Origin of the sequence: Actinocorallia populi (assembly GCF_002995495.1) — a bacterium.
Taxonomy (GTDB): domain Bacteria; phylum Actinomycetota; class Actinomycetes; order Streptosporangiales; family Streptosporangiaceae; genus Actinocorallia; species Actinocorallia populi.
Map to the genome: position 1 here is coordinate 52737 of NZ_PVZV01000002.1, position 25845 is coordinate 78581.

General features: G+C 73.3%; 23 protein-coding genes and 1 pseudogene. 19 read left to right on the forward strand and 5 right to left on the reverse strand.

The annotated features are described in order from the left end of the window. Positions 1-35 precede the first annotated feature (35 nt). Both C2865_RS07165 and cofD read right to left on the reverse strand, forming a co-directional pair. Positions 36-1304, reverse strand: coding sequence for a coenzyme F420-0:L-glutamate ligase (locus tag C2865_RS07165; RefSeq protein WP_106397572.1), 1269 nt, complete (start codon positions 1302-1304; stop codon positions 36-38). Further along, the gene (gene cofD, locus C2865_RS07170; protein ID WP_106397573.1) at positions 1301-2248 is read right to left on the reverse strand and encodes a 2-phospho-L-lactate transferase; all 948 of its coding nucleotides are present in this window, start codon (positions 2246-2248) and stop codon (positions 1301-1303) included. Before cofD ends, C2865_RS07165 begins: the two co-directional genes overlap by 4 nt. A gap of 144 nt (positions 2249-2392) precedes the next feature. On the opposite strand from cofD, the gene C2865_RS39920 reads away from it, so the two are divergent. The 4 genes from C2865_RS39920 (at position 2393) to C2865_RS07190 (ending at position 8838) form a co-directional block, all read left to right on the forward strand. Beyond that, entirely contained in the window at positions 2393-3277 is an 885-nt protein-coding gene (locus C2865_RS39920) for a hypothetical protein (protein ID WP_198653080.1), read from the forward strand. Positions 3278-3462: 185 nt separating this feature from the next. Beyond that, positions 3463-3729 carry a WhiB family transcriptional regulator gene (locus tag C2865_RS07180; RefSeq protein ID WP_106397574.1) on the forward strand — a complete coding sequence of 89 codons (267 nt, stop codon included), beginning with the start codon at positions 3463-3465 and terminating at the stop codon, positions 3727-3729. A 94-nt stretch (positions 3730-3823) separates the two neighbouring features. Next, positions 3824-7018 (forward strand): glycosyltransferase family 2 protein, encoded by a 3195-nt coding sequence (locus C2865_RS07185; RefSeq protein ID WP_106397575.1) that lies wholly within the window; start codon positions 3824-3826, stop codon positions 7016-7018. Beyond that, positions 7015-8838, forward strand: coding sequence for a DUF5719 family protein (locus C2865_RS07190; protein WP_106397576.1), 1824 nt, complete (start codon positions 7015-7017; stop codon positions 8836-8838). Before C2865_RS07185 ends, C2865_RS07190 begins: the two co-directional genes overlap by 4 nt. Here the strand turns inward: C2865_RS07190 and C2865_RS07195 are convergent. After that, positions 8835-9233, reverse strand: coding sequence for a metallopeptidase family protein (locus tag C2865_RS07195; RefSeq protein ID WP_106397577.1), 399 nt, complete (start codon positions 9231-9233; stop codon positions 8835-8837). The two genes, C2865_RS07190 and C2865_RS07195, sit on opposite strands and share 4 nt — an antisense overlap. Positions 9234-9409: 176 nt before the next feature. Between C2865_RS07195 and C2865_RS07200 the strand changes: the two genes are divergently transcribed. The 7 genes from C2865_RS07200 (at position 9410) to C2865_RS07225 (ending at position 15924) form a co-directional block, all read left to right on the forward strand. After that, complete coding sequence (locus C2865_RS07200) at positions 9410-9775, forward strand: DUF3499 domain-containing protein (RefSeq protein WP_106397578.1); 366 nt, start codon at positions 9410-9412, stop codon at positions 9773-9775. A gap of 102 nt (positions 9776-9877) precedes the next feature. Next, positions 9878-11236 (forward strand): phosphomannomutase/phosphoglucomutase, encoded by a 1359-nt coding sequence (locus C2865_RS07205; RefSeq protein ID WP_106397579.1) that lies wholly within the window; start codon positions 9878-9880, stop codon positions 11234-11236. Next, the gene (locus C2865_RS39060) at positions 11233-11406 is read left to right on the forward strand and encodes a Trm112 family protein (RefSeq protein WP_110554870.1); all 174 of its coding nucleotides are present in this window, start codon (positions 11233-11235) and stop codon (positions 11404-11406) included. The genes C2865_RS07205 and C2865_RS39060 overlap by 4 nt, the downstream gene beginning before the upstream one ends. Then, the gene (locus tag C2865_RS07210) at positions 11403-12452 is read left to right on the forward strand and encodes an SIS domain-containing protein (protein WP_106397580.1); all 1050 of its coding nucleotides are present in this window, start codon (positions 11403-11405) and stop codon (positions 12450-12452) included. Before C2865_RS39060 ends, C2865_RS07210 begins: the two co-directional genes overlap by 4 nt. Beyond that, a complete protein-coding gene (locus C2865_RS07215) occupies positions 12453-13397 on the forward strand; it encodes a cation diffusion facilitator family transporter (RefSeq protein WP_106397581.1) in 945 nt (314 codons plus the stop codon). 306 nt (positions 13398-13703) lie between these two features. Then, positions 13704-15140 (forward strand): sensor histidine kinase, encoded by a 1437-nt coding sequence (locus tag C2865_RS07220; RefSeq protein WP_106397582.1) that lies wholly within the window; start codon positions 13704-13706, stop codon positions 15138-15140. Between the two features lie 106 nt (positions 15141-15246). After that, positions 15247-15924, forward strand: coding sequence for a response regulator (locus C2865_RS07225; protein WP_106397583.1), 678 nt, complete (start codon positions 15247-15249; stop codon positions 15922-15924). On the opposite strand, the gene C2865_RS07230 is transcribed toward C2865_RS07225, so the two are convergent. Further along, positions 15904-16233 (reverse strand): MerR family DNA-binding transcriptional regulator, encoded by a 330-nt coding sequence (locus tag C2865_RS07230; RefSeq protein WP_106398614.1) that lies wholly within the window; start codon positions 16231-16233, stop codon positions 15904-15906. The two genes, C2865_RS07225 and C2865_RS07230, sit on opposite strands and share 21 nt — an antisense overlap. A 129-nt stretch (positions 16234-16362) precedes the next feature. Between C2865_RS07230 and ahcY (C2865_RS07235) the strand changes: the two genes are divergently transcribed. The 6 genes from ahcY (C2865_RS07235) to C2865_RS07260 all read left to right on the forward strand — a co-directional run bounded on the left by ahcY (C2865_RS07235) (position 16363) and on the right by C2865_RS07260 (position 23527). Next, the gene (gene ahcY, locus C2865_RS07235) at positions 16363-17793 is read left to right on the forward strand and encodes an adenosylhomocysteinase (protein ID WP_106397584.1); all 1431 of its coding nucleotides are present in this window, start codon (positions 16363-16365) and stop codon (positions 17791-17793) included. A gap of 4 nt (positions 17794-17797) precedes the next feature. Beyond that, positions 17798-19057 carry an adenosylhomocysteinase gene (ahcY, locus tag C2865_RS07240; protein ID WP_106397585.1) on the forward strand — a complete coding sequence of 420 codons (1260 nt, stop codon included), beginning with the start codon at positions 17798-17800 and terminating at the stop codon, positions 19055-19057. 1 nt (position 19058) lies between these two features. Further along, positions 19059-19604, forward strand: coding sequence for a hypothetical protein (locus C2865_RS07245; protein WP_106397586.1), 546 nt, complete (start codon positions 19059-19061; stop codon positions 19602-19604). Between the two features lie 63 nt (positions 19605-19667). Further along, positions 19668-20075, forward strand: a complete 408-nt coding sequence (locus C2865_RS07250) for an ArsR/SmtB family transcription factor (protein ID WP_106397587.1) — start codon at positions 19668-19670, stop codon at positions 20073-20075. A gap of 1 nt (position 20076) precedes the next feature. Continuing rightward, entirely contained in the window at positions 20077-21006 is a 930-nt protein-coding gene (locus C2865_RS07255) for a cation diffusion facilitator family transporter (RefSeq protein WP_106397588.1), read from the forward strand. Positions 21007-21070: 64 nt separating this feature from the next. After that, positions 21071-23527, forward strand: a complete 2457-nt coding sequence (locus tag C2865_RS07260; RefSeq protein WP_106397589.1) for a DUF3376 domain-containing protein — start codon at positions 21071-21073, stop codon at positions 23525-23527. A 21-nt stretch (positions 23528-23548) separates the two neighbouring features. Here C2865_RS07260 and C2865_RS07265 read toward each other — a convergent pair whose 3' ends face one another. Further along, the gene (locus tag C2865_RS07265) at positions 23549-24007 is read right to left on the reverse strand and encodes a MarR family winged helix-turn-helix transcriptional regulator (RefSeq protein ID WP_106397590.1); all 459 of its coding nucleotides are present in this window, start codon (positions 24005-24007) and stop codon (positions 23549-23551) included. Positions 24008-24086: 79 nt separating this feature from the next. On the opposite strand from C2865_RS07265, the gene C2865_RS07270 reads away from it, so the two are divergent. After that, positions 24087-24629, forward strand: coding sequence for a VOC family protein (locus C2865_RS07270; RefSeq protein WP_106397591.1), 543 nt, complete (start codon positions 24087-24089; stop codon positions 24627-24629). A gap of 517 nt (positions 24630-25146) precedes the next feature. Next, positions 25147-25842 (forward strand): annotated as a pseudogene (locus tag C2865_RS41790) (YibE/F family protein); the annotation flags it as partial. Positions 25843-25845: the final 3 nt, after the last annotated feature.

Consider the following 25845-nt stretch of genomic DNA (forward strand, 5'->3'; position numbering starts at 1 on the left):
GTTCCTCCTGAGGGGAGGAACACCGCACGGATGGGTCAGCGGACCTCGATGAAGGCGTCCGGGACGCGGGGGGCGCGGTCGCGGGGCGGGGCCGCGGGGTGGCCGACGCCCACGGTGCCCATGGGGTCCCAGTCGGCGGGCAGGCCGAGGACCTCGCGGACGGTGTCGCGGCAGAACATGGTGCTGGAGACCCAGCAGGAGCCCAGGTTCTCCACGGTGAGGGCGATCAGGAGGTTCTGGACGGCGGCGCCGGTGGAGACCAGGAACATCTCGCGTTCGGCGGAGGCGCGGCGCTCGTCGGGATAGGGGTGCGCGCCGTCGGTCGTGACCAGGCAGGGGATGACCAGGTACGGGGCGCGGCGCAGCACGTCGCCGCGGCGGAGGCGCTTGGTGATGGACTCCTCGGAGAAGCCGTCGCGTTCCAGGTCGGCGCGCCAGGCGTCGCGCATGGCGTCCAGGAGGCGGGTGCGGATCTCCGGCGTCTCCAGGAGGACGAAGCGCCACGGGGTGGTGTGGTGCGGGGCCGGGGCCGTGATCGCGGCGGCGACGGCGCGGCGGACGGCCTCGCCGTCCACGGGCTCGTCGGTGAACTCGCGGATGGTGCGGCGGGCGTGGACGACCTCGGCCGAACCCCAGCGGAAGAGGTCCTGCGACGGGGTGCGGATGAGGGCCGCGGCGCCCGGCCCGTCCTCGTCGACGACCAGGCGGGGCAGGCCGCGGACGACCGCGACGGGGACGCCGTCGACCTTGCCCTTGACCAGTTCGGCCGCGGCGGCGATCTCGTCGGCGACGGCCGTGACGGTGGCCTCCAGGAGGTTGCCGTGGGTGTCGGTGCGGCCGCGGAAGTCGTCCAGGGGCAGCACGCCGGAGGCGCCGATCGCCATGTCGGTCTGGCCGGAGCGCCAGGCGCGGCCCGCGGTGTCGGAGATGATCACGCCGACCTGGACGGGCAGCGCCGCGCGCAGCGCCGAGGCCGAGGCGTCGGGGTCCGCGGGCAGCAGCAGGACGGTGCCCGGCTCGGTGTTGGAGGCGTCCACCCCGGCCGCGGCCATGACCAGGCCCTGCCGGTTCTCGACGATGCGGGTGCGGCCCTTGCGGGCGACGACGCGCACGGTCTCGGCGTCGACGGCCTTGTCCCGGTCGCCGGCCTGCAGGACGCGGCCCTCGGCCTTGCTGACGATCTTCGAGGTGACGACGAGCACGTCGCCGTCGCGCAGTTCGGGGAAGGCCGCGGTGATCAGGGCCGCCAGGTCGTCGCCGGGGCGCACCTCGGGCAGCCCGAGAACGGGGATGATCTCGATCATGCGAGCTCCAGGGCCAGGTCCACGGCGGCCCGCGCCAGGGCGCGGGTGGCCTCGGGGTCGGACATCAGCAGCGGGTGCGCCCGCACGGTCATCGGCTCCAGGCCCGGCGAGGCGAAGTGCGGGGCGTCCTGCGGCGCCACCAGCCACCCGTTCACCAGCTCGGGCCCGTAGAAGCCGGCCACGCCCGCGGCGGACGTCTCCACCCCGATCGCGGTGAGGCAGGCGTCGGCCATGCCGCGGACGGGAGCGCCGCCGATGATGGGGGAGACGCCCACGACCGTCTTGCCCGTCAGCGCCTCCCGGATGCCGGGGACCGCGAGGATCGTCCCGATGCTGACCACCGGGTTGGACGGCGGGAAGAGCACGAAGTCGGCCTCTTCGACGGCCTCCAGCACGCCGGGCGCGGGCTTCGCCTCGGCCGCGCCGACCGGGGTGATCGCCAGCGCCGGGAGGGACGCGCGCAGCCGCACCCACCACTCCTGGAAGTGGATGGCGCGCCTGCCCTTCTCGTCCTCGATGACCACGTGCGTCTCGACGCGCTCGTCGGTCATCGGCAGCAGCCGCACCCCCGGCCGCCAGCGGTCGCACAGCGCCTGGGTGATCTGGGAGAGCGGGTACCCGGCGTCCAGCATCTGGGTGCGCACGATGTGGGTGGCGAAGTCGCGGTCGCCGAGGCCGAACCAGGTGGGCTCCATGCCGTAGGCGGCGAGCTCCTCCTTGACCGCGAACGTCTCGTCGCGCCTGCCCCAGCCCTGCTCCTCGTTGATGCCGCCGCCCAGCGTGTACATCACGGTGTCCAGGTCGGGACAGACCTTCAGCCCGAACAGGTAGATGTCGTCACCGGTGTTGCCGACGACGGTGACCTCGGCGTCCGGCGCCGCCGCCCTGAGTCCGCGCAGAAAACGAGCGCCACCGATTCCTCCGGCCAGAACCACGATTCTCACGCGGGTAAGTCTTTCATCCCCGCTGTGATGATCCGCTGGTGCCTGACGCTGAAGGAGGTGGTGTGCGAAGCTGTCGTTGACAAACGGTAGTCTTCCCGCCCCAGAAGGACCGCCTTTCATCCCCCGCTATGGAGTGAATCCCCCGTGAACACCGAAGCGCTGCAGAAACTGCGTGAACCAGCTGCCTTCGCCCTCATCGGGGCGGCCGGTCTGCAACTGCTGGCCGGGCTCATCAGCCTCTTCTCCTATGGCGGGTTCACCCTCAACGCGTACGGCGAGGCGGCGGGCTACGGCCTGTTCACCAACCTCCACCTCGCGCTGGGCGTCGCGGCCGCCGTGATCCTGGTCACCTGGGGCCGCACCTCGCCGCAGGCGCGCACCGTGGTGATGGCCGCGCTGGGCGTGGCGGGCGTGGCGCTGCTGCTCGGCCTGCTCTCGCTGCTGGCCGGCCTGGTGGCCGAGGGCCCCGGGGGCGCGTCCAAGGCCGCGATGTTCTTCTGGGCCGTGAGCAAGCTGGTCGTGTGCGGGGCGGCCGCCTACTTCGTCTTCCTCCACTTCCAGGCGATGCAGCCGGCCCGTCCGGCGCCCGCGCCGGGGATGGGCGGCCAGGTCTACGGGGCGCAGCCGCAGTACGGCCAGGACCAGTACGGCCAGCAGCAGTACGGCCAGCAGGGCCAGCAGTACCCCCAGTACGGCGGCCAGGACCCGTACGCCCAGCCGCAGCAGGGCCAGCAGCCGGGCCAGCAGCAGTACGGCGCCCCCGAGCAGCAGCAGTACGGCCAGCAGCAGTACGGCCAGCAGCCGGGCCAGGCCGACTACGGCCAGCCGCAGCAGGGCCAGCCCGCCCAGCCCGATTACGGACAGCCCCAGCAGCCCTACGGCCAGCCGGACTACGGCCAGCAGCAGTACGGCCAGCAGCCGCCGGCCGACCAGGGCCAGTGGACCCGCCAGTTCGGCGGCGAGGAGCAGTCCGCCCAGCCCCAGCAGAACGACCAGAACTGGTATCGGGGCGATCAAGGACCGCAATAATCCCCTCCGTAGCCCCCTGATTTCGTCAGGTAAGGCCCTGTTCCATCCCGCTTTACTCCTGGAGCGCTTGACGCGCAAGGGACTACACACGTGTAATTTCTCGTGTGTAGTTCTTACGTCATACCCCGTGGCCTTCGGGGGAGGCGGTTGTCCGGGGGCTCCACGGGGGCGGCTAGGAGGTGCGCGTGGGCGAGGTCGTGATCCCGCTGGCGCACGGCACAGACGACGGCGAAGAGTTGGGCTGGCAGGAGCGCGCCCTTTGCGCTCAGACGGATCCGGAGGCGTTCTTTCCGGAGAAGGGTGGCTCGACCCGCGAAGCCAAGAAGGTGTGCCGGGCTTGCGAGGTGCGTGCGGAATGTCTGGAGTATGCGCTCCAGCACGATGAACGGTTCGGTATCTGGGGTGGACTGTCGGAGCGGGAGCGGCGCAAACTGAAGCGCGCGGCCGTCTAGCGGTCCCCCTGTGTACTTGTGAGTAAAGTGGTCAGCCGCGCGGCCCCCCGCGCGGCTGACCGGTCTCACCCCCTGCCTTCCCCTGCGAGTAACCGTGGCGCTCACTCCCGACAGGCATGTGGTCACCGCCGTTCTCGTGGCCCACGACGGAGCCCGGTGGCTGCCCGAGACGCTGAAGGCGCTGCTCACCCAGTCCCGCCGGATCCAGCGGCTCGTGGTCGTCGACACCGGCAGCACCGACCGGGGCCCCGCCGTCATCGCGGGGGTCGTCGGCCCCGGCAACCTGCTCACCCTGGACCGCGACGTGCCCTTCGCCGCGGCCGTGGCCCGCGCGCTGGAGCAGCCCGCCGCCAACACCCCCGCCGGCGTCCCCGACGCGGTGGAATGGGTCTGGGTCCTGCACGACGACTCCGCGCCCGCCCCCCGCGCGCTGGAGCACCTGCTCGCCGAGGCCGACGCCGACCCGCACGTCGGGCTCGTCGGGCCCAAGCTGCGCGACTGGCAGGACCGGCGGCTGCTGCTGGAGGTCGGCGTCTCCCTGGACGGCCAGGGCAGGCGCGAGACCGGCGTGGACCACGGGGAGTTCGACCAGGGCCAGCACGACGGGGCGCCCGACGTGCTGGGCGTCAGCACCGCCGGGATGCTCATCCGCCGCGACGTGTGGGAGCAGACCGGCGGCCTCGACCCGGCGTTCGGCCTGTTCCGCGACGACGTCGACCTCGGCTGGCGGGTGCACGCCGCGGGCCACCGGGTGGCCGCCACCAGCGACGCCGTGGTCTTCCACGCCGAGGCCTCCGCGCGCGGCCTGCGCGAGCAGCCCGTCTCCCACCGCAGGCTGGACCGGCGCAACGCGATGTACGTGCTGCTGGCCAACCAGCCGCTGCGCCCCGCCCTGCTGACCTTCGCCCGGCTGATGTTCGGCTCCCTGGTGCGGGCCGCCGGGCTGCTGGCGGCCAAGAAGCCGGCGGCGCTGCGCGACGAGCTCGACGCCGTCCGTGACGTGCTGGGCAGCCCGGGGAGGCTGCGGGCCCTGCGCGCCGCGCGGGCGCCGGGCAGGTCCCGGGTCTACCGCGCGGTCCGCCGGCTCCAGCCGCGCCTGGTCACCCTGCGCAGGCTGGCGGACCGGCTCGCGTCGATGATCTCGCCCTCCGAGTACGGCCTCGACCTGACCGAGGAGGAGGAGCCGCCGCCCGACCGCGGCCTGGGCCTGGGGCTGGGCGCGGTCCGCCGGGTCCTGGCCCACCCCGGCGCGGTCGTGCTGCTGGCGCTGTCGGCGGTGGCGTTCCTGGCCGGGCGGTCCCTGCTGGCGTCCGGCGGGAGCCTGGGCGGCGGGGCGCTGGTCCCCCTCACCCAGAGCACGGGCGACCTGTGGTCGGCCTACGCCTCCGGCTGGCATCCGGTGGGGCTCGGCTCGGCCGACGCCTCCCCGCCCTGGCTGGCGGTCCTGGCCGGGTTGTCGGTGCTGTCCTTCGGGCAGCCCTCCCTGGCCGTCGCGGGCCTGCTGCTGGGCTGCGTGCCGCTGTCGGGGCTCACCGCCTACCTGGTGGCCAAGCGGCTCGTCCCGGTGGGGCTGCCGGTCGGGCGCCGCGCGGCACGGCTGATCGGCCGCCGCCGGGTCCCGGCGAGCGCCGTCCGCGTCTGGATCGCGCTCGCCTACGCGCTGCTGCCCGTGGTCAGCGGGGCGATCGCGACGGGCAGGTTCGGCACCTGCCTGGTGTACGTGCTGCTGCCGCTGATCGGGTTGGCGGGCGCCCGGGTGCTGCGCCTTCCGCGGGGCCGGGTCGACGCCCGGCACGCCAGGCGCGCGGCCTGGGCGCTGGCGGCGCTGCTGACGGTCGCGATGGCGTTCGTGCCGCTGACCTGGCTGATGGTGGCGGTCGTCGGCTGCCTGGCGCTGTGGTGGCCGGGCACGGGCCGCCCCCTGGACGCGGCGATCGCGCTGGCCGTCCCGCCGCTGCTGCTGCTGCCCACGACCGTCGGGCTGGTGCTGCACCCGTCGCGCCTCCTGCTGGAGGCCGGGCTGCACCGGCCCGAGCTGGTCGACCGCGAGCTGACGGCGCTGTCGGTCCTCACCCTCGACCCCGGCGGCCCCGGCACCGAGATGGGCTGGGCCACCGCGGGGCTGCTGGCCCTGGCCGTGGCGGCGCTGCCGCTGCGCACCCGCCGCACCGCGGTGCTGGGCGGCTGGGCGCTGATCCTCATCGGCCTCCTCACCGCCGTCGCGGTCTCGGCGATCACCGTCACCGAGGTCGCGGGCGAGGGCGCCCCCGCCTGGCCGGGCGTGCCGCTGGCGGTCGCGGCGGGCGGCCTCATCCTCACCGCGGGCGCCGCGCTGCAGCGCGCCGTGGAGCTGCTGTCCGGACGGGACTGGCTCTACCGCGTCGGCGGCGCCTGCTCGGTGCTGATCGCGGTGAGCACGCCCGTGCTGGCGGGGGCCGTCTGGATCGGCACCGGGGTGCGCGGGCCGGTCGGCACGGCCGGGGACGGCCCGCTGCCGGCGTTCGTCTCCGCGTCGGTCGACGAGAAGGGCGCCCGCACGCTCGTGCTGGGCCGGCGGGCGGACGGCGGCGTCTCCTACGCGCTGCTGCGCGGCGCGGCTCCGGCGGCGGGCGAGGACGAGCTGCGGCCGCCCGAAGCGGCGCGGGCGCGGCTCGACGACCTCGTCGCCCGGCTGGCCGCCGGGCAGGGCGCCGCGGGGCTGGGGCGCATGGGCGTGCACCACCTGGTGGTCCGCGAGCCCGGCCGCCAGGACGCCCTGCTGGCGGTGCTCGACGCCGTCCCCGAGCTGGTGCGGCTGAGCCGCGGCGAGGACTTCGCGGTGTGGCGGCTGTCGGAGCCCGGCGGGCGGCTGATGCTGGTGGACGGCGAGGGGATCACCCCGCTGGAGTCCGGCGTGACCGCCGCGCGGGTGCGGATCCCGGCGGGGGAGGAGGGGCGCGAGCTCCTGCTGGCCGAACCCGCGGGCGGCTGGACCGGCCGGTTCGACGGCGCCGCGGCCGAGACGGGGACGGCGGACGGCTGGGCCGCGTCCTGGAGGGTCCCGGCGGGCGGCGGCGTCTTCACGCTGGAGCGCGAAGACCCCCTCTGGCCCAAGTGGATCATCGTGCAGGGAGTGGCGGTCCTGCTCGTGGTGGTGCTGGCGCTGCCCGGCGGCGAGCTGCCCGCCCGGCGGCCGGACGGGCGCCGCCGCAGGGGGCGGCGCGGGACCGACGGGCCCGCCGCGTCCGAGGCGTCCGAGGCGCCCGAGAGCGCTCCCGAAACCCCCGAGTCCGCGGAGCTCCCGGCATGAACGACGACCAGCGCGACATCGAGTTCGGCAGGCCGGTCCCGCCGCCGAGGCCGCCCGCGGAGCCCCCTCCCGAACCGCCGACCGGCCCGTACCCGGCGCTGTCCGGGACGGGCGCGTGGGCGCGGCCGGCCCTCCCGCCCGCCGGTGAACCCGTGGCCTTCGGCGACCCCGGTTCGACCGGCGTACCGCAGGAGCACTTTCCCGCGGGCGAGTCCGCCTTCGGCGACCCCGGGGTTCGCGTACCGCAGGAGGCCCCTCCCGCCGGTGAGACCTTCTTCGGGGATCCCGGGCACGACGACCCGTTCGGCGACCCGCAGGGCCCGTCCCCGGAACGTACGGGCGCGGACGGTGGGCCCGTGCCGGGCCGCCGGTCCCGCAGGGCCGCGCGGCGCGAGCCGGCGTTCGGCGGGGTGCTGCAGGCCGTCGGGAGGTTCGCCGCCCACCGCTACGGGACGGCGGCGCTGATCCTGCTGGCGGCGGCCTCCCTCTACGGCGTCGCCGAGATCACCCGGCCGGGGCCCGCGCCCGCGCACCGGGGAGGGGTCGTCCCGGTGGAGGCCGCGGTGGCGGTCTGCCCGGACGCGGCCAAGGCGGAGATCACCGTGGCCTCCACCGGCAGGGGCGACGGCGAGGCGGTCGTGCGCGATCCGGTGGGCAAGGTCCTGACGACCCTCGACGCCCCCGGCACGGCCTGGACCAGCACCAGGGCGCAGACGGCCAAGCGGAAGGGCCCCCTGGTCGTCGACGCGTCGGGCGCGCACGCGGCCGGGCTCGCGGCCGTCCAGACCACCGAGGACAGGCGCGGCCTGTCCGGGGCGCGCTGCGCCGCGCCCGGCACCGACCACTGGTTCGTCACGCCGGGGCCCGGCGAGGGCGACGTCGAGCTGCACCTGGCCAACGCCGACGACGTCCCCGCGACGGTGGACGTCCACGCGATCTCCGACCAGGGCTCGCTGGCCACCACGGACGGCAAGTCCCTGGAGGTGCCGGGCCAGGCCGCCCGCGTGGTGCGGATCGGCCGCGGCCCGGACGGGCTGGGCTCGGTCGCCGCCGGGACCGGGGTGATCGCGCTGCGGGTGACGGCCACCACCGGGCGGGTGGCGGCCGCGGTGCGCACGGACCTGGGGAGCCGGGGGGCGGACTGGGTCCCCGCGTCGGCCGGTCCGGCCCGCGCGCTGGTGCTGCCGGGCGTCCCGCCGGGCGGCGGCCGCCGCACCCTGTACGTGGGCGCCCCGGGCGAGGCCGACGCCCGGGTGCGGATCAAGGTGGTCACCGAGGACGGCGTGTTCGCGCCCGAGGGCCAGGACACGCTGGAGGTCCCGGCCGACACCGTCATGTCGCTGGACCTGGAGACGTCGCTGGGCGGCCGGGCCGCCGCGGTCGTGCTCACCTCCGGCCGGGAGCTGGTGGCGGGCCTGCAGGCCGGCGGCGAGGAGGTGAGCTACGGCGCCGCGGCCGCGCCGCTGGGCGAGGGCTCCACCGTGGCGGGCTCGCAGAAGGGCTCCACGCTGCTGCTGACGGCCCCCGAGGCCGCCGCCGTGGTCAGGGTGACCCCCCTGGACAAGGCGGGCCCCGGGACGGCTCAGGAGGTCCGGCTGGCCGCGGGCCGGACGGTCGAGGTCCCGGTGGACGCCGCGGCGGTGCGGGTCGAGCCGCTGGCGGGCTCGGGCCCGGTGTACGGGGCGCGCTTTCGCGTCGTGAAGTCCGGCCGGTCGCGGACGGCCACCCTGCTGGTGCTGGGCCCCGACCCGGCGAGCGTGCGGCTGCCCGCCGTCGGCGGCTCGCTGACCGCGGTCCTCACCGACCCGGGCGGGTCCTAGGGCTCGACCTCCTCGGGCGGCACGCCCAGCAGGGCGGCGACCTCCTCGACCACCAGCTCGTGGATGAGCCGGACGAGCTCGCGCTCGCCCTGGCCGGAGGAGCCGGCCCGGCTCTCCACCGGGCGGCGGAAGACCACCACCCGGGTGGTGCCGCCGGCCTCGCGGGTGGCGCTCAGCGGCACCCGCGTCTCGTCCGGGTCGGGCCGGGGGACGTCCTCGACCGCGAACTCCACGCCGGCCAGCCGCTCGCTCCAGGGGGCGACGATGCGCTGGACCTCCTCGCGCACCAGGTCGTCGAACTTCTCCGAACGGGTGAGCGAGATGGGCACCTCCGGCGGGGCCAGCGGACCGCGCAGGCCCCGGCCGTGCCGGTCGCGGCGCTTGGCTCTGCTCATCCGAAGAGTGTATGCGCCGGTGGCGGCGGGGCCCAGTGGTGCGGGAGGGGCCCGGCGGACGAAGCCCTGATCCCGGGCGAAAAGCCTGTCCGAATTGTGCATGTTAGATGGGAAACGCGAGACACGATCACCCGGATACTGGCGGCGCGGCCCGGAAAGGCGTACGTTCTGGCATCGTGAGCTCCGTTCGACTCTGTTCCCGCACCGCGTGCAAGGCGCCCGCGGTGTTCACGCTCACGTACGTCTATCGTGACTCCACCGCGGTCCTGGGTCCGCTGGCCGCGTACGTCGAGCCGCACTGCTACGACCTCTGCGCCGACCACGCCGACCGCCTGACCGCCCCGATGGGCTGGGAGCTGCTGCGCCTGCCCGCCGACGAGGCGTCCGAGCAGCCCAGCACCGACGACCTGGAGGCGCTGGCCGACGCCGTGCGCGAGGCGGCCCGCCCCGCGGGGCCGGTGGCCGAGCCGGTCGGCCAGGGCACCGAGGTGGGCCGCAGGGGCCATCTGCGGGTGCTGAGGTCCGACCAGCCGCGCCAGTAGAGGGCCGGGCCGCGAGGACCGCCGGCGGCCTCGTCATGCTCCCGTCGCCCCCCACCGGTAGGCTCGAAGCTCAAGAGAGACGAGCTGGAGAGGGATGACCGAGTGGGCGATCTCGCCAAGATCTTCAAGGCCTACGACGTGCGGGGCGTCGTCCCCGACGAATTCGACGAGGAGATCGCCGAGGCCACCGGGGCCGCCTTCGTCCGGGTCACCGGCGCCGCCCGGGTCGTCACCGCGCACGACATGCGCGCCTCGTCCGCACCGCTGGCCGCGGCCTTCGCCAGGGGCGCCGCGGCGCAGGGCGCCGACGTGCTGGAGGCGGGTCTCGGCTCCACCGACCTGCTGTACTACGCCAGCGGCAGCCTGGACCTGCCCGGCGTGATGTTCACCGCCAGCCACAACCCGGCCCGCTACAACGGCATGAAGATGTGCCGGGAGGGCGCCAGGCCGATCGGCCAGGACACCGGGCTGCGCGAGATCCGCGACCTCGTCGGGCGGGGCGTCCCCGCCCACGACGGCCCGGCGGGCCGCGTCGAGCGGCGCGACCTCCTGCAGGGGTACGCCGACCACCTCAGGACCCTGGTCGACCTCACCGGCATCCGGCCGCTCAAGGTGGTCGTGGACGCCGGCAACGGCATGGGCGGCCACACCGTCCCCGCGGTCCTGGCGGGACTGCCGCTGCAGGTCGTCCCGCTCTACTTCGAGCTGGACGGGACCTTCCCCAACCACGAGGCCAACCCGATCGAGCCGGCGAACCTGCGCGACCTGCAGGCGGCGGTGCTGGAGCACGGCGCCGACCTCGGCCTGGCCTTCGACGGCGACGCCGACCGCTGCTTCGCGGTGGACGAGCGCGGCGCCATCGTCTCCCCGTCCGCGATCACCGCGCTGGTGGCCGAGCGGGAGCTGGCCAAGCACCCCGGCGCCAGCATCGTGCACAACCTCATCACCTCGCGCGCGGTGCCGGAGATCATCCGCGAGAACGGCGGCGTCCCCGTCCGCACCCGCGTGGGGCACTCGTTCATCAAGAAGACCATGGCCGAGGCCGACGCCGTCTTCGGCGGCGAGCACTCGGCGCACTTCTACTTCCGCGACTTCTGGTTCGCCGACTCCGGCATGCTCGCCGCGCTGCACGTCCTGGCCGCCCTCGGCGAGCAGGACGGGACGCTGTCGGCGCTGCTGAAGTCCTACGACCGCTACGCCGCCTCGGGGGAGATCAACAGCGAGGTCGCCGACCAGGCCGCCGCGGTGGCCCGGGTCGCCAAGGCCTTCGCCGGCCGTCCCGGGGTCGAGGTGGACGAACTCGACGGCACCACGTTCACCGGTGACGGATGGTGGTTCAACCTGCGCGCGTCCAACACCGAACCGCTGCTCCGCCTCAACGCCGAGGCGGGAGACGAGCACACGATGGCGGCGATCAGGGACGAGGTCCTGTCGATCGTGCGCCGCGAGGAGGCAAAGTGAAGATCGACGCCTGGCTGCTGGACATCCTCGCCTGCCCCGACTGCAGGGGGCGGCTGAACCCCGAGGACGGGCAACTGCGCTGCACCGGCGAGTGCGGCAGGCTCTACCCGGTGACCGCCGAGGGCGTCCCGGTCCTGCTCGTCGACGAGGCGCGGGCGCCCCAGGCATGATCCCGGCGGGCTCGCTGGAGGACGTGGAGGCGCTGGAGGCCGGTGACCCCGGCGGGATGCTGCGGCTGGTGGCGTCGGGCGCCGCCCACCTGCGCCGGTCCGCGCTGCTGGCCGAGGAGGCCGGCCTGGCCGAGGCGCTGCGCGGCGCCGGCCGCCCCCGGTCGGTGGTGGTGGCCGGGCCCGGCGAGGCGGGCGGGGTGGTGGCCGCGGTGTGCGGTCCGGGCTGCCCGGTGCCGGTGCTGAGCCTCCCCGGGCGGCGGCTGCCGGGCTGGGTGGGCGCCGCCGACCTGGTGTTCGCGCTCGGCGACGAGGCGTTCGAGGCCGCCGAGCAGGCGGTGCGGCGGGGCGCGTCGGTGGTGGGCGTGGGCCCGCCGGACGCCCGGCTGGCGCAACTGGCGGTGCAGAACAGGTCGCTGTACCTGCCGATGCCGCCCGGCGGCCCGGCGCGCGCGATGTTGTGGGCGCAGGTCGTGCCGATGCTGCTGGTGCTGCGCGGGCTGCGGCTGGTCTCGCTGCCCGACGAGGCGCTGGAGTCCACGGCGCTGCTGATGGAGGACCTCATCCACCGCTGCCGGCCGTCGGCGGAGCCGTTCCTGCATCCGGGCAAGCAGCCGGCCCTGGAGCTGGCGGGGAGCCTGCCGATGCCCTGGGGCGACACCCCGCTGGAGCTGGCCGCCGCGTCCCGCTTCGCCGCCCAGCTGGGGGACAACGCCAAGGTCCCCAGCGCGCGGGCGCAGCTCGGCGCGCTGGACGCGCGGCGGGGCGAGGGGGATCCCGACGACTTCTTCCGGGACCGGGCGGAGGACGCCGACGGCGGGACGCATCCGGTGATCTTCGTCGAGGAGGGCACGTCGCCGGTCGCGGAGGTGGCCAGGGCGCGCGGGATACCGGTGACGGAGATCAGGTCGCAGGGCGGGCATCCACTGGAGCGCGTCGCCTCACTGATCGTGGTATGCGACTATGTCTCCGTTTATCTGGCACTGGCTCTGGGCGTGGACCCGACACCGGTGCCTGCCCGTGCAGAGCTCACAGCAAGGATCTCCTAGATGGCAGCAGACGGCGGTACCAAGGCGATCGTCGCCGCCTTGGCCGCGAACCTCGGGATCGCGGTCTCGAAGTTCGTGGCATATGTCTTCACCAGCTCCTCGTCGATGCTGGCCGAGTCCATCCACTCGCTGGCCGACTCGGGCAACCAGGCGCTGCTCCTGGTCGGCAAGAAGCGCTCCGAACGCGGCCGCACCCCCGAGCACCCGTTCGGCTTCGGCCGCGAGAGGTACTTCTACTCCTTCATCGTCGCCCTGGTGCTGTTCACCGTGGGCTCGATGTTCTCCCTCTACGAGGGCATCCACAAGATCCAGCACCCCGAGGACAAGATCACCTCACCCGCCTGGGCGTTCGGCGTGCTGAGCGTGGCGATCGTCCTGGAGTGCTTCTCCTTCCGGACCGCGATCGTGGAGTCCAACCGCATCCGGGGCGAGCAGTCCTGGATGCAGTTCATCCGCAAGGCCAAGTCCCCCGAGCTGCCGGTCGTGCTGCTGGAGGACCTCGGCGCGCTGGTCGGCCTGATCCTGGCGCTGGTGGGCGTCACCCTGGCCGTGGTCACCGGCGACACCGTCTGGGACGGCATCGGCACCGTGTCCATCGGCGTGCTGCTCGGCCTGATCGCGGTCGTGCTGGCGTTCGAGACCAAGAGCCTGCTGCTGGGCGAGGGCGCCGGGCCCGAGGTGGAGAAGGGCATCGCCGACGCGGTGGAGACGGTGCCCGAGGTGGACCGGGTGATCCACCTGCGCACCCAGTACATCGGCCCGGACGAGCTGCTGGTCGCCGCCAAGATCGCGGTGCACCACGACGACACCGCCGCGGAGATCGCCAAGGGCATCGACGCGGCCGAGGCCAAGATCCGGGCGATGCTGCCGGTGGCCAAGCTGATCTACCTGGAGCCCGACCTGTACCGGGAGCCCGCCGCCGAGGACGCGCCCGCCGAGAGCTGACGCGGCGCGCGGACGCGCACGAGAAAAAAGGGAAGCCCCCCGCACTCCGGATCCCCTCATCCGGGAAGTGCGGGGGGCTTCCGCAAAGGAGACCCCCATCTCCAGCTCTTCCGACGACGATTCCGGAAGCGACACCCACTGCCACCTTCCGGTGCCGTCGTCATATGCATAACGCTACGCGGCGCGCATTCGTTCCCGCGTCCCCCGGGGGGACTGAACCGGCCTCATCCTCGGGTCGGAGCCGTCCCGCGGGTATCGCACCCTGAGATGAGGCGGATTCTCCGGAACTGCGGCGAGGATGGAGCGATGAGCGGCGAGAAGACCCTGGGGACCGGAGCGGCGGAACACGTGTGGCGTCTCTCCGGCCGGGCCGTGGCCGGAGTGGGCCAGCTGCTGCTGTGGGTGCTGGCGGGCGTCGGCCGGCTGCTGCGCCCCCTGCGGGACGCGGTCGTGGCACGGCTGCAGGGGTCGCGGCCGCAGGCGCAGCAGCACGGGCAGCATGCCCCGTACGCGCAGTACGGCCCGCAGGGGACGATGATCGCGCCGATGAGCGTGCAGAGCGGTCCGGCATCCCGGTGGTTGGAGCGCTGGCGGCGGTTCAGCGCGTCCTGGGTCTACGCGCCGGTGACGGGGCTGCTGCTGGCGTTGGCCGCCCTGTACGAGGTCGGCGACGCCAACCACGACCTCTTCAGCGTGCCCGCCGGGTTCGCGCTGGCCGCCACCCTGCCGATGGTGTGGCGCAAGGAGGTGCTGCGGCCCGTCGCGGCGATCGTGCTGAGCGCCACCGCCGCCGCGCTGCTGACCGGCCAGGCGATGCTGGTCACCACCCTGCTGTCGGCGCTGTGGGTGCTCTACCTGCTGGCCCAGCAGCTGCCGCGGGCCTCCGCGGGACTCCTGGCGTGCAGCTCCCTGGCGGTGATCGGCGTGGTCTACCTGGCCGGCACGGGCCTGGACGACATTCCCTGGCCCGCGGTGGTCGTCGCGGTGGTCGGCGCGATCGGGCTGGGCGACGCCCGCCGGACGGTCGCCGACACCGAGGCCGAGGCCCGCGAGCAGACCACCGAGCACCTCGTCCGGCTGGACGCCGCCCAGCGGGAGCAGACGATCATGCGGGAGCGCGCCCGGATCGCCCGGGAGCTGCACGACGTGGTCGCCCACTCCGTCTCGATGATCGCCGTGCAGGCCGAGACCGCCCCGTACACGATGAGCGACCTGTCGGACGAGGCCAGGCGCGGGTACGCCGAGATCGCGCACACCGCCCGCGAGGCGCTGGTCGAGATGCGCCGCCTGCTGGGCGTGCTGCGCTCGGACGCCGCGGCCGGGACCGAGGTGGCCCCGCAGCCGCGCCTGGACCGGCTGAACGAGCTGATCGACCAGCACCGCGGCGCGGGCGGCGCGGCGGGCCTGTCCGTCCGGGGCGAGGAGCACCCGCTCTCGGCCACGCTGGAGCTGTCGGCGTACCGGATCGTCCAGGAGGCCCTGACGAACGCGCGCCGCCACGCCCCCGGCGCCCCCGTCCAGGTCGAGCTCGTCTACCAGCCCGACCGCCTGAGGGTCCGCGTTCACAACCAGCCCGCCGACCTGTCCCGCACCCGCGTCGACGGCTTCCCCGCCCCGACCTCCGGCGGCCACGGCCTCATCGGCATGCAGGAGCGCGCCGCCATGCTCGGCGGCCGCTTCCAGGCGGGCCCGGCCCCCGGCGGCGGCTTCGACGTGGAGGCCGAACTGCCCTTCAACCCCTGAGGGCCGCCGCGGGAGATCATCCGATCGGCCCGCGGCCCCGGCGGCCCTGTTCCCGTGCCCGCAGAACCTGAGACAATCGGCGAGGCTGTCGACGGGACGGAGCACCATGATCCGGGTGATCATCGCGGATGACCAGACGATCGTGCGGGCCGGGTTCGCGGCGCTGCTGGGCGCGCAGGAGGACATCGAGGTCGTCGGGCAGGCCGGGGACGGGCTGGAGGCGCTGCACCTCGCGCAGCGGCACCGCCCGGACGTGGTCGTCATGGACATCCGGATGCCGCGGATGGACGGGATCGAGGCGAGCCGCCGGATCCTGGCCCAGCCGGGGATGGAGGGCCTGCGGGTGCTGATCCTCACCACCTTCGACGCGGACGAGCTGGTCTACGACGCGCTGGCCGCGGGGGCGTCGGGGTTCCTGCTCAAGGACGCCACGGCCGAGGACCTCGTGGCCGCCGTCCGGATCGTGGCGCGGGGCGACGCGCTGCTGGCGCCGCAGGTGACGGGGCGGCTGGTGCGGGAGTTCGCGCGCCAGCGGCAGGCCAGGGTGAACCCGCCCGCCGCGCTGGACACGCTGACGGCGCGCGAGCGCGAGGTGCTGATGCTGATCGCGGGCGGGCTGTCGAACGCCGAGATCGCGGCGCGGCTCGTCGTCAGCGAGCACACCGTGAAGACCCACGTGGCGCGCGTCTTCACCAAGCTGGGGCTGCGCGACCGGGCGCAGGCCGTCGTGCTGTCCTACGAGTCCGGCCTCGTGGTGCCGGGGTCAGCGGCGGAGCAGGCGTAGCGCCTTCTGCTTCTCGAAGTCCAGCGCCCGGGACGGCTGCGGGACGAGCCTGCCGACGCGCTCGCCCAGCTCCTGGACGCGGGCGCGGGTCTGCGGCTCGGCCAGGACGCGCAGGGCGAAGGCCAGCTCGGCCGGGCCGATGTCGTAGCGCTGCTCGATGGCCAGCCCGAGGGCGACGGCGCGCAGCTCCGGCTCGCCGTACCGGCGGTGGGCGGCGCCCGAGCGCGGCGGCAGGAGCCCCAGCTTCTCGCGGTAGCGCAACATCCTGGGGGAGGTGCCGAGCCGCTGCGCCGCCTCGGTGATCCGCATCCCGACCTCCTCGTGCCCGGTCTTCACCTTGAATCTGACAATTCTATGTCAGATTCGGCCCCCCGAGTATGACGATCGCCGTGACGTGCGCCTAGACTTCCCACCGAGCCACTCAGAGGAGACAGCCCGATGGACTTTAAGGTCGCCGACCTTTCGCTGGCCGCGTTCGGCCGCAAGGAGATCCAGCTCGCCGAGCACGAGATGCCCGGCCTGATGGCCGTGCGCGAGGAGTACGCCGCGGCCCAGCCGCTGCGCGGCGCCAAGATCATGGGCTCGCTGCACATGACCATCCAGACCGCGGTGCTGATCGAGACGCTGGTCTCCCTCGGCGCGGACGTCCGCTGGGTGAGCTGCAACATCTTCTCCACCCAGGACCACGCCGCCGCTGCGGTCGTCGTCGGCCCCGAGGGCACCGTCGACGAGCCCAGGGGCGTCCCGGTCTTCGCCTGGAAGGGCGAGACCCTGGAGGAGTACTGGTGGTGCACCGACCAGGCCCTGCGCTGGCCCGACGGCACCCCGCCGAACATGATCCTCGACGACGGCGGCGACGCCACCCTGCTCGTCCACAAGGGCGCCGAGTACGAGAAGGCCGGGGCCGTCCCGTCCGCCTCCGAGGACGACCCGGAGGAGTGGCACGTCATCATCGACACCCTCAAGCGGACCATCGCCGACACCCCGGGCCGCTGGACCGAGACCGCCGCGGCGATCAAGGGCGTCACCGAGGAGACCACCACCGGTGTGCTCCGCCTGTACGAGATGCACCGGGCCGGCACGCTCGCCTTCCCGGCGATCAACGTCAACGACTCGGTCACCAAGTCGAAGTTCGACAACAAGTACGGCTGCCGCCACTCGGTCATCGACGGCCTCAACCGCGCCACCGACGTGCTGATCGGCGGCAAGGTAGCCGTCGTCTGCGGTTACGGCGACGTCGGCAAGGGCTGCGCCGACGCGCTGCGCGGCCAGGGCGCCCGCGTCATCGTCACCGAGATCGACCCGATCTGCGCGCTGCAGGCCGCGATGGACGGCTTCCAGGTCACCACCCTGGAGGACGTCGTCGGCATCGCCGACATCTTCGTCTCCACCACCGGCAACTTCAACATCATCACCGCCGACCACATGGCGAAGATGAAGCACCAGGCGATCGTCTCCAACATCGGCCACTTCGACAACGAGATCGACATGGCCGGCCTGGCGAAGATCCCCGGCATCGTCAAGGACGAGGTCAAGCCGCAGGTCGCGACCTGGACCTTCCCCGACGGGCACAACATCATCGTGCTGGCCGAGGGCCGGCTGATGAACCTGGGCTGCGCCACCGGCCACCCCTCGTTCGTCATGTCGAACTCCTTCACCAACCAGGTGATCGCGCAGATCGAGCTGTTCACCAAGACCGAGGAGTACCCGGTCGGCGTCTACGTGCTGCCCAAGCACCTGGACGAGAAGGTGGCCCGCCTGCACCTCGACGCGCTGGGCGTCAAGCTCACCACGCTCACCAAGGAGCAGGCCGACTACATCGGCGTGAACGTCGAGGGCCCCTACAAGTCGGACCACTACCGGTACTGACCCCTTGACCGGACACGACATCGCGGACCCCGGCCTGTGCGAGGCCGGGGTCCGGCGTATCGGCTGGGCCGACCGGTCGATGCCGGTGCTGCGCTCCATCCGCGAGCGGTTCGCCGCCGAGCGGCCGCTGGAGGGGTTGCGGGTCGCGGCGTGCATGCACGTCACGACCGAGACCGCCAACCTCCTGCGCACCCTCCAGGAGGGCGGCGCGTCCGTCGCCGTGGCGGCGTCCAACCCGCTGTCCACCCAGGACGACACGGCCGCCGCGCTCGTCGCCGAGTACGGGGTGTCGGTGTTCGCGCGCGCCGGAGTGGACATGGAGACCTACTACCGGCACATCCACGCGGCCCTGGACGTCTCACCCCACCTCGTGGTGGACGACGGGTGCGACCTGGTGAACATCCTGCACACCGAACGGGTGGACCTGCTGCCCTCGGTGCTGGGCGGATGCGAGGAGACGACGACGGGCGTCATCCGGCTGCACCAGATGGCACGCGAAGGGGCACTGCGCTTCCCCGTCGTGGCGGTGAACGACACCGCCACCAAGCGGCTGTTCGACAACCGGTACGGCACCGGGCAGTCGACGCTGGACGGCATCATGCGGGCCACCAACACGCTTCTGGCCGGCAAGAGCGTCGTGATCGCGGGCTTCGGCTACTGCGGACGCGGCGTGGCCGAACGCGCGCGAGGGCTCGGCGCGCGTGTCATCGTCACGGAGATCGACCCGGTGAAGGCGCTGGAGGCGCTCCTTCAGGGCTTCCGAGTCGAGCCGATGGCGGCCGCGGCCCGCCACGGCGACGTGTTCATCACCACCACGGGCAACCGCGACGTGATCCGGGCCGCGCATTTCGAGGTCATGAAGGACGGCGCGATCCTCGCCAACTCCGGCCACTTCGACGTGGAGGTCGACGTCCGCGCGCTGGAGGAGCTCGCCGTGGACGTCCAGCGCATCCGTCCCCAGGCAGACGAGTACGTCCTGCCCGACGGCCGCCGCCTCGTCCTGCTGTGCGAGGGCCGCCTGGTCAACCTCGCCGCCGCCGAAGGCCACCCCGCCGCCGTCATGGACATGTCGTTCGCCGGCCAGGCGCTCACCTGCGAGTGGCTGGCCCGCACCCACGCGTCGTTGTCCCCCGGCGTCCACGACGTCCCCGCGGAGCTCGACTCGGAGATAGCACGCCTGAAACTCCACTCCATGTCCACCGAGATCGACACCCTCACCCCCGACCAGGAGGAGTACCTCTCCTCCTGGCGCTCGGGCTCCTGACATGCCACGAGGCGCCTACCTCCACCTGTCCTCGGGCGTCGTAGAGGAGTTCCAGTGCGCCCCCGGCCCCGCCGGCTGGCGCTACGTCGCCCCCGGCGTCGACCTGACCGTCGACAGCCGCTGGCGCCCCGCCCGCCTGGAACTGAAGACCTCCTCCTGGACCCTGCGCGGCGGCAGCGCGGGCCGCGACCTCCTGTGGGTCCGCGGCGACCGCGAGCACTCCGCCGAGGCCCTCGCCTTCCTCGGCGCCTCCCCGGCCTTCCTCATCGCCATCGCCCGCTCCCTGCGGCTGGCCCCCGGCGCCTTTGCCACCCTCCCCCTGGTCGAGATCACCGGTGAGTCCCTCGCCACGCGGACCACCACCCACCGCTGGACCCTGGTCTCGGTGGAGTCCCACCCCACCGACCTCGGCCCCCTGCCCGTGGAGACCTGGCAGACCACCGACCTGGAGACCGCCGAGACCACCGGGTTCCACCTCGCCGGCGACGTCGTCCTGGCCGCCCCCGACCTCGAACTCACCCGCCTCGACTCCCCGCCCACTCTCTGACCGGCTGAAGACGCCGCAGGGGGAGGGTTGACACGGGGTGGAGGGAGGCGCTGAGATTGATATATGAACAGTTCTTCAGATGAGCGGGTGGTCGGATTGGACGGGTGCGCCGTCCGGGTGGTGGACGGCGACCGGGTGGCCTCGGTGCGGGAGCGGATGCCGGCGGAGCGGGATCTCGCCGACACGGCCGAGGTGTTCGGGTTGCTGTCGGATCCGGGGAGGTTGCGGCTGCTGCTGGGGTTGCGGGAGGGGGAGCTGTGCGTCTGTGATCTGGCGGCGGTCAGCGGGATGAGCGAGTCTGCGGTCTCGCACGCGCTGCGGTTGTTGCGGGCGCACCGGGTGGTGACGGCGCGCCGGTCGGGGCGGATGGCCTACTACCGGCTGGACGACGCCCATGTGCGGATGCTGCTGGATCTGGCGGTGGCGCACATCGAGCACTGCGAGGTCATGCATCCGGAGCGGGAGGGCTGAGATGGGTGCGGGACACGGCCACGGGCATGGCCACGGTCACGGGCACGTGCAGGGGCACGCGGGCGGGCGGCACCGGTGGCGGCTGCAGGTGTCGTTCGTTCTGACGGCGGCCTTCTTCGTCGTCGAGCTGGTCTACGGGCTGGTGTCGGGGTCGCTGGCGCTGCTGTCGGACGCGGGGCACATGGCGGGCGACGTGCTGGCGCTGGGCGTCGCGCTGGTCGCGACGAAGATCGCCACCCGGCCCGACCTGACGGGGCGGCGGACGTACGGGTCGTACCGGGCGGAGGTGTTCGCGTCCGGGTTCGCGGTGCTGGTGATGCTGGGCACCGCCGGCTACATCGTGGTGGAGGCGCTGGGGCGGATCGGGGAGCGGGTCGAGGTGTCGGCAGGGCCGATGCTCGTGGTCGGCGCGCTGGGCCTGGCGGTCAACCTCGTCGCGCTGATGCTGCTGCGGGCGGGTGCGTCCGAGAGCATGAACGTCCGGGGCGCCTACCTGGAGGTGCTCGCCGACGCCGCGGGGTCCGTCGGCGTGATCGCGGCGGGAGCGCTGGTCGTCGCGACCGGGCAGGCGCTCTTCGACACCGTCATCGCGCTGGCCATCGCGGTGTTCGTGGTGGTCAGGGCGGTGGCGCTGGGCCGCCAGGTGCTGGCGGTGCTGGGCCAGCACGCGCCCGAGGAGGTCGACGTCACGGCGCTGACCGGGGACCTGGCCGCCCTCGAGGGCGTGCAGGAGGTGCACGACCTGCACCTGTGGACGCTGACGTCCGGGATGCACGTGGCGACCGCGCACCTGGTGACGGCCGAGGGCGCCGACGGGCACGCGGTGCTGGACCAGGCGAGGGACCTGCTGCGGGACGGCTATTCCATCGAGCACGCCACCCTGCAGGTCGAACCGGCCGACCACACGGGCTGCGAGGAGGTCGGCTGGTGAACCGGAGCCGCCCGTTTAACCGTTCCGGAGCGTAGCGGGCGGGACGCCGGGGGATGTCGGCGCTGTGGACGAGGGCGCGGACGACGCGGAGGAGGTGCGGCTCGCCCTGGTGATGAACGGGGGAGCCGGCTTCGCGGTGTGGATGGGCGGGGTCGCCCACGAACTCGACCTGCTGCGCCGCGCCTCACGGGGCGAGCCGGAGAAGGACGTTCGGAAGAGCGACCTGCCCGTCTTCCGGTTCTGGCGGAAGGTCACCAGGGAGGGCGCGGCGCCCCGAAGGGTGCGCATCGACATCATCGCGGGCACGTCGGCGGGCGGCCTGAACGGGCTGATGCTGGCCACCGCGATCGGCCGGAACACGGCGCTGACCGGGCTCAGGGAGCTGTGGCAGCGGTCGGCCGCCCTGGACCGGCTGCTGGCCGAGCCCTCCGAGCACAGCCTGTTCAGCGGGGAGTTCTTCGACGCCGAACTCCAGGAGGCCCTGGAGAGCATCCCGCAGGGGGACACGGACGTCGCCAAGCCCGAATCGGTGACGCTGTTCATGACGGCCACCGCCCTCGACGGCAGGTTCCGTTCCTACACCGACAGTTTCGGCAACCACTTCAACGTCCGGGACCGCCGGAGGCTCTACCGCTTCGAGCGCTACAGCGAAGAAGCCATCACCTACCTCCCCGAAGACGGGACGTGGCGGATCCAGAAGAGCCGTCCCCGCAACGACTTCGTGGTCGCCAACACCGGCTCCCTCGTCCGGGTGGCGCGCGCGACCGCCGGTTTCCCGGTCGCCTTCCCGCCCGTCAGCGAACTCCCGCTGCTGGAGTACCGGGAGCTGCCCGAGAAGGTGTTCGACGATCCGGCCAGTTGCGTCATGGACGGAGGCGTCCTGAACAACGCGCCTTTCGGGCCGGTCCTGGAGACGATCACCAAACGCCCGCTGGACCGGAAGGTGCAACGTGTCGTCGTCTACGTCGTCCCGTCCGGAGGGCGGCTTCCGGAGGAGAAGGTCAAAGGCGCGGCGTGCGAGGAGGCCACCGTCGGAACCGCCGGTTTCAGCGCCCTCGGACTCCCGCAGGAGGCCGATTTCCGGATCGGCACGGAAGACCTGGCCGCACGTCTGCGCACCAGTGTCCGCTCGACGCGGGAGGAACTGTTCGCCCGCCTCCACGAGGTCAGAACGGGAACGGGCCAGGCGACCCTTCCCGACCTGCCCGCCCTGGCCCGGGGCATGTTCTCCGAGTACCGCTTCAACCGTGCCCGCGGTGTCATCCTGGAGATGCGGGAACTGCTCGCCGCCGCCGACACCGTCACGTCACTGGTCTTCCCGCCGCAGGTGGAGACCGCGGAGGTGCACGAGTTCCTGGCGCGGCGGCCGGGATTCCGCTGGATCCCCCCGGACGATCCGGACTGCCTCATCGCCTGGGACAGGACCTGGCGATGGGGCCTCCTTCCGGCGGAGAGGGTGCTCCAGACGCTCAGCGGCCATCTGCAGGAGTACGCGGACACCGAGGATCACACGCTCAGGCCCGCCGCCCAGACCAGGCTGATCGAGGGCGCGAAGGCCGTCAACGGTGAGCTGCGCAGGGTGCTGGCCGTCAAGGACGCCGTCATCCGGCAGATCCAGCGGTCGCTCCCGCGCTCCGGCCGCCTCTCCGACCGGGAGGCCGCCCAGCTGCTCGACGAGATCTTCCGGAGACTGGCGGTCCCCGAAGCCGTCGCGGCGTTCGTCCGCGACGGCGGCGACCATTACGCGCGGGCCGTCGCCGAGGCGGAGGGACGCTGGAACGGCACGTGGGACGTGGTGGCGGACTGCCTCGCCATCGAGGTCCTCACCCAGTCCTTCGTCCCGCCTTCGGGCGTCACCGAGACCCTCACCCCGCACTTCGACTTCCTGCGCCTGGGCCCCGACACCATGAGCCGCCTGTTCAACGACGACCGTTTCGGCGACCTGGGGGAGCGGAAACTGTACGGGGTCCGCTTCCAGCATTTCGGCGCGTTCGCCGAGGCGGGCTGGCGCGATTCCGATTTCGTCTGGGGCAGGCTCGACGCCGCCCACCACCTGCTCCCGCTCTTCCTGCCCTCGGCCGAGGAGGTGCGCGCGGCGGAGACCGAGCTGCACGGGCTCATCCTCAACGCGGAACTCGGCTCCGACGGCGTCGCGTGGATGCGGGAGCACCTGACGGTCCTGCAGCGGAGCGGCAGCGATCTGGATCTGCTGCCGACGATCCCCAGGACCTACGAGACACTGCGCACGAGGGACGCGGTGAGCCGTGCCGTCTTCCGCGTCGTCGACAAGATCGCCGGGCACAGGGTGCGCCCCCGTTTCCTGCGGGTCTGGCTGCGGCGGGAGACCGGATACGTCCTCGACGAGTTCTGGCGCGCCTCGCAGGGGCCCTCGCCCCGCACCGCCCCCCGCGCGGCCCTGGACGCCGTCCGGGCGGTCTTCGTCCGCGTCGCCGTCCGCCTGGCGGTGCTCGCCGTCGTCCTGCTGCTGGTCGGCGTCCTCGTCGGCGCCCTCTTCGGCTGACCCGCGGGCGGGCGCGGGCCGTCAGAGGGGGTCGAGGCCGTCCTGGATCAGTTCGCAGATCTCCTTGAGCTGGGTGACCTGTTCGGGGGTGAGCCGGTCGAAGACGCGGGAGCGCACCTCCTCGACGTGGCCGGGGGCGGTCTCGACCAGGGTGCGCATGCCTTCGGCGGTGAGCGCGGCCAGCAGGCCGCGCCCGTCGGACGGGCAGCGGTCGCGGGTCACCCAGCCGCGGCGCTCCATGCTGGTGACGGCGTGGGTGAGGCGGCTCTGGGAGTAGCGCAGGCGGCGCGCGAGGTCGCTCATGCGCATCGTGCGGTCGGGGGCCTCGGAGAGGGCGACGAGGATCCAGTAGTAGGCGTGGGGCATGCCCGCGTCCCGCTGGAGCTGGCGGTCGAGGGCCTCGTCGAGCAACTGGTTGGAGAGCAGGTACGCGCGCCAGGCGGCCTGCTCCTCCGGGTTCAGCCAGCGGGGGGTGGACATGCGACCATTCTACGGATAGTTGAGAGTTCAAGTAAGCTCGGTTACCGTAGGGTACACCTCTTCAACCCGGGAGCCCGGCATGTCGATCACCCGCCTCAACCACGCCGTCCTCTACGTCCGCGACGTGCAGCGCAGCCGCGAGTTCTACGAGGACGTCCTGGGTTTTCGCACGCTGATCTTCCTTCCCGGGCAGGCCGCCTTCTTCCGGGCGTCCGGCTCCACCAACGACCACGACCTCGGCCTGTTCCAGATCGGCTCCGCCGCCGCGCCGTCGCCGGCGGGCCGCACCAGCGTCGGCCTCTACCACCTGGCCTGGGAGGTCGACACCCTCACCGAACTCGAGCGCATGCGCACCGTGCTCGCCGGCGCCGGCGCCCTCGTCGGGGCGTCCGACCACGTCCTGACCAAGTCCCTGTACGCCCAGGACCCCGACGGGCTGGAGTTCGAGGTCTGCTGGATCGTCCCCGCCGCCCTCATCACCGAGGCCGACCGCGAGCGGGCCGCCTCCGACCTGCGCCCCCGGCCGCTGGACCTCGCCGGCGAGATCGCCCGCTACGGCGCGGACACGCCCGGCGGCATCGGCGTCTCGATCCCGGCCTTCCCGGCGGTGAGCCCCGAGTAGTCCACCTTTCGCCAGTACCATCGGTCGACCTGGTACACGGCGGGAGGAGACGGTAGTGGGCGCCGGACACCACCACGGGCGGGACGAACCGGCACCCCGGGGCGTGCTGCTGGGAACGCTCGCGGTGCTCGTCCCGCTGGCCGTCGCGACGCTGGCCGGACTGGTCTGGTTGTGGCCGTCGGGCTCCGGCGCGGGCGGCGAGGAGGGCGTGCGGGTCGAGCGCATCGCCGGGACGATCATCTCCGTCGAGCTCAGGCCCTGCCCGAAGGGCGGCGCGCCGGGCGAGGCCCCGCTGGACATGGGCGCCGAGGCCGCCGCCACCGACCCCCGGCGGTGCGGGACGGCCACCGTGCAGCTGCCCGCCGGGCAGGTCGCCCAGGTGGAGCTGCCCAGCGGCCCCGGCAGCCAGATCTTCGGCGCCGGGGACGACGTGCTGCTGCTGGCGGTCCCGGGCGGCAGCCCCAACGGCGACCGCTACCAGCTGTCGGACCACGACCGCTCGAACCCGTTGTGGATCATGGTCGCCGCCTTCGCGCTGGCCATCGTCGCGTTCGGGCGCCTGCGCGGGCTGACGGCGCTGCTCGGACTGGTGATCACGTTCGCGCTGCTGACGCTGTTCCTGCTCCCGGCGATCCTGGAGGGCCACCCGCCCCTGCTCGCGGCGATCGTCTGCGCCGCCGCGATCATCCTGGCCGTGCTGTACCTGACGCACGGCTTCACCACGACGACCTCGCTGGCGGTCATCGGCACCCTGGCGAGCCTGAGCCTCACCGGGCTGCTGGCCGTCCTCGCCCTGGACCTCGCCCACCTCTACGGCATCACGGACGAGAGCTCCCTCTACCTGGACGTCAGCTACCAGATCAACACGCAGGGCCTGCTGCTGGCGAGCATCATCATCGGCTCCCTCGGCGTGCTCGACGACGTCACCGTCACGCAGGCCGCGACCGTCCGGGAACTGGCCCGCGCCAATCCGCACTACGGGTTCGCGGCGCTCTACCGGGCGGCCGCCCGCGTGGGGCGCGCGCACATCGCGTCGGTCGTCAACACGATCGTCCTGGCCTACGCGGGTGCTTCGCTGCCGCTGCTGCTGCTGTTCCAGCTCGGCGACCAGGGGACGCAGCAGGCCCTCACCAACCCGGTGGTCGCCCAGGAGATCGTCCGCAGCGTCGTCGGGACGCTCGGGCTCATCGCGGCGGTCCCGCTCACCACGGCTCTG

Excerpts from the sequence above, each read along its gene's own strand:
- C2865_RS07165 (WP_106397572.1), bottom strand. The coding sequence starts at position 1,304 with ATGATCGAGATCATCCCCGTTCTCGGGCTGCCCGAGGTGCGCCCCGGC.
- C2865_RS07190 (WP_106397576.1), top strand. The coding sequence starts at position 7,015 with ATGAACGACGACCAGCGCGACATCGAGTTCGGCAGGCCGGTCCCGCCG.
- C2865_RS07195 (WP_106397577.1), bottom strand. The coding sequence starts at position 9,233 with ATGAGCAGAGCCAAGCGCCGCGACCGGCACGGCCGGGGCCTGCGCGGT.
- C2865_RS07210 (WP_106397580.1), top strand. The coding sequence starts at position 11,403 with ATGATCCCGGCGGGCTCGCTGGAGGACGTGGAGGCGCTGGAGGCCGGT.
- C2865_RS07215 (WP_106397581.1), top strand. The coding sequence starts at position 12,453 with ATGGCAGCAGACGGCGGTACCAAGGCGATCGTCGCCGCCTTGGCCGCG.
- C2865_RS07220 (WP_106397582.1), top strand. The coding sequence starts at position 13,704 with ATGAGCGGCGAGAAGACCCTGGGGACCGGAGCGGCGGAACACGTGTGG.
- C2865_RS07225 (WP_106397583.1), top strand. The coding sequence starts at position 15,247 with ATGATCCGGGTGATCATCGCGGATGACCAGACGATCGTGCGGGCCGGG.
- C2865_RS07230 (WP_106398614.1), bottom strand. The coding sequence starts at position 16,233 with ATGCGGATCACCGAGGCGGCGCAGCGGCTCGGCACCTCCCCCAGGATG.
- ahcY (WP_106397584.1), top strand. The coding sequence starts at position 16,363 with ATGGACTTTAAGGTCGCCGACCTTTCGCTGGCCGCGTTCGGCCGCAAG.
- C2865_RS07245 (WP_106397586.1), top strand. The coding sequence starts at position 19,059 with ATGCCACGAGGCGCCTACCTCCACCTGTCCTCGGGCGTCGTAGAGGAG.
- C2865_RS07250 (WP_106397587.1), top strand. The coding sequence starts at position 19,668 with ATGAACAGTTCTTCAGATGAGCGGGTGGTCGGATTGGACGGGTGCGCC.
- C2865_RS07255 (WP_106397588.1), top strand. The coding sequence starts at position 20,077 with ATGGGTGCGGGACACGGCCACGGGCATGGCCACGGTCACGGGCACGTG.
- C2865_RS07265 (WP_106397590.1), bottom strand. The coding sequence starts at position 24,007 with ATGTCCACCCCCCGCTGGCTGAACCCGGAGGAGCAGGCCGCCTGGCGC.
- C2865_RS07270 (WP_106397591.1), top strand. The coding sequence starts at position 24,087 with ATGTCGATCACCCGCCTCAACCACGCCGTCCTCTACGTCCGCGACGTG.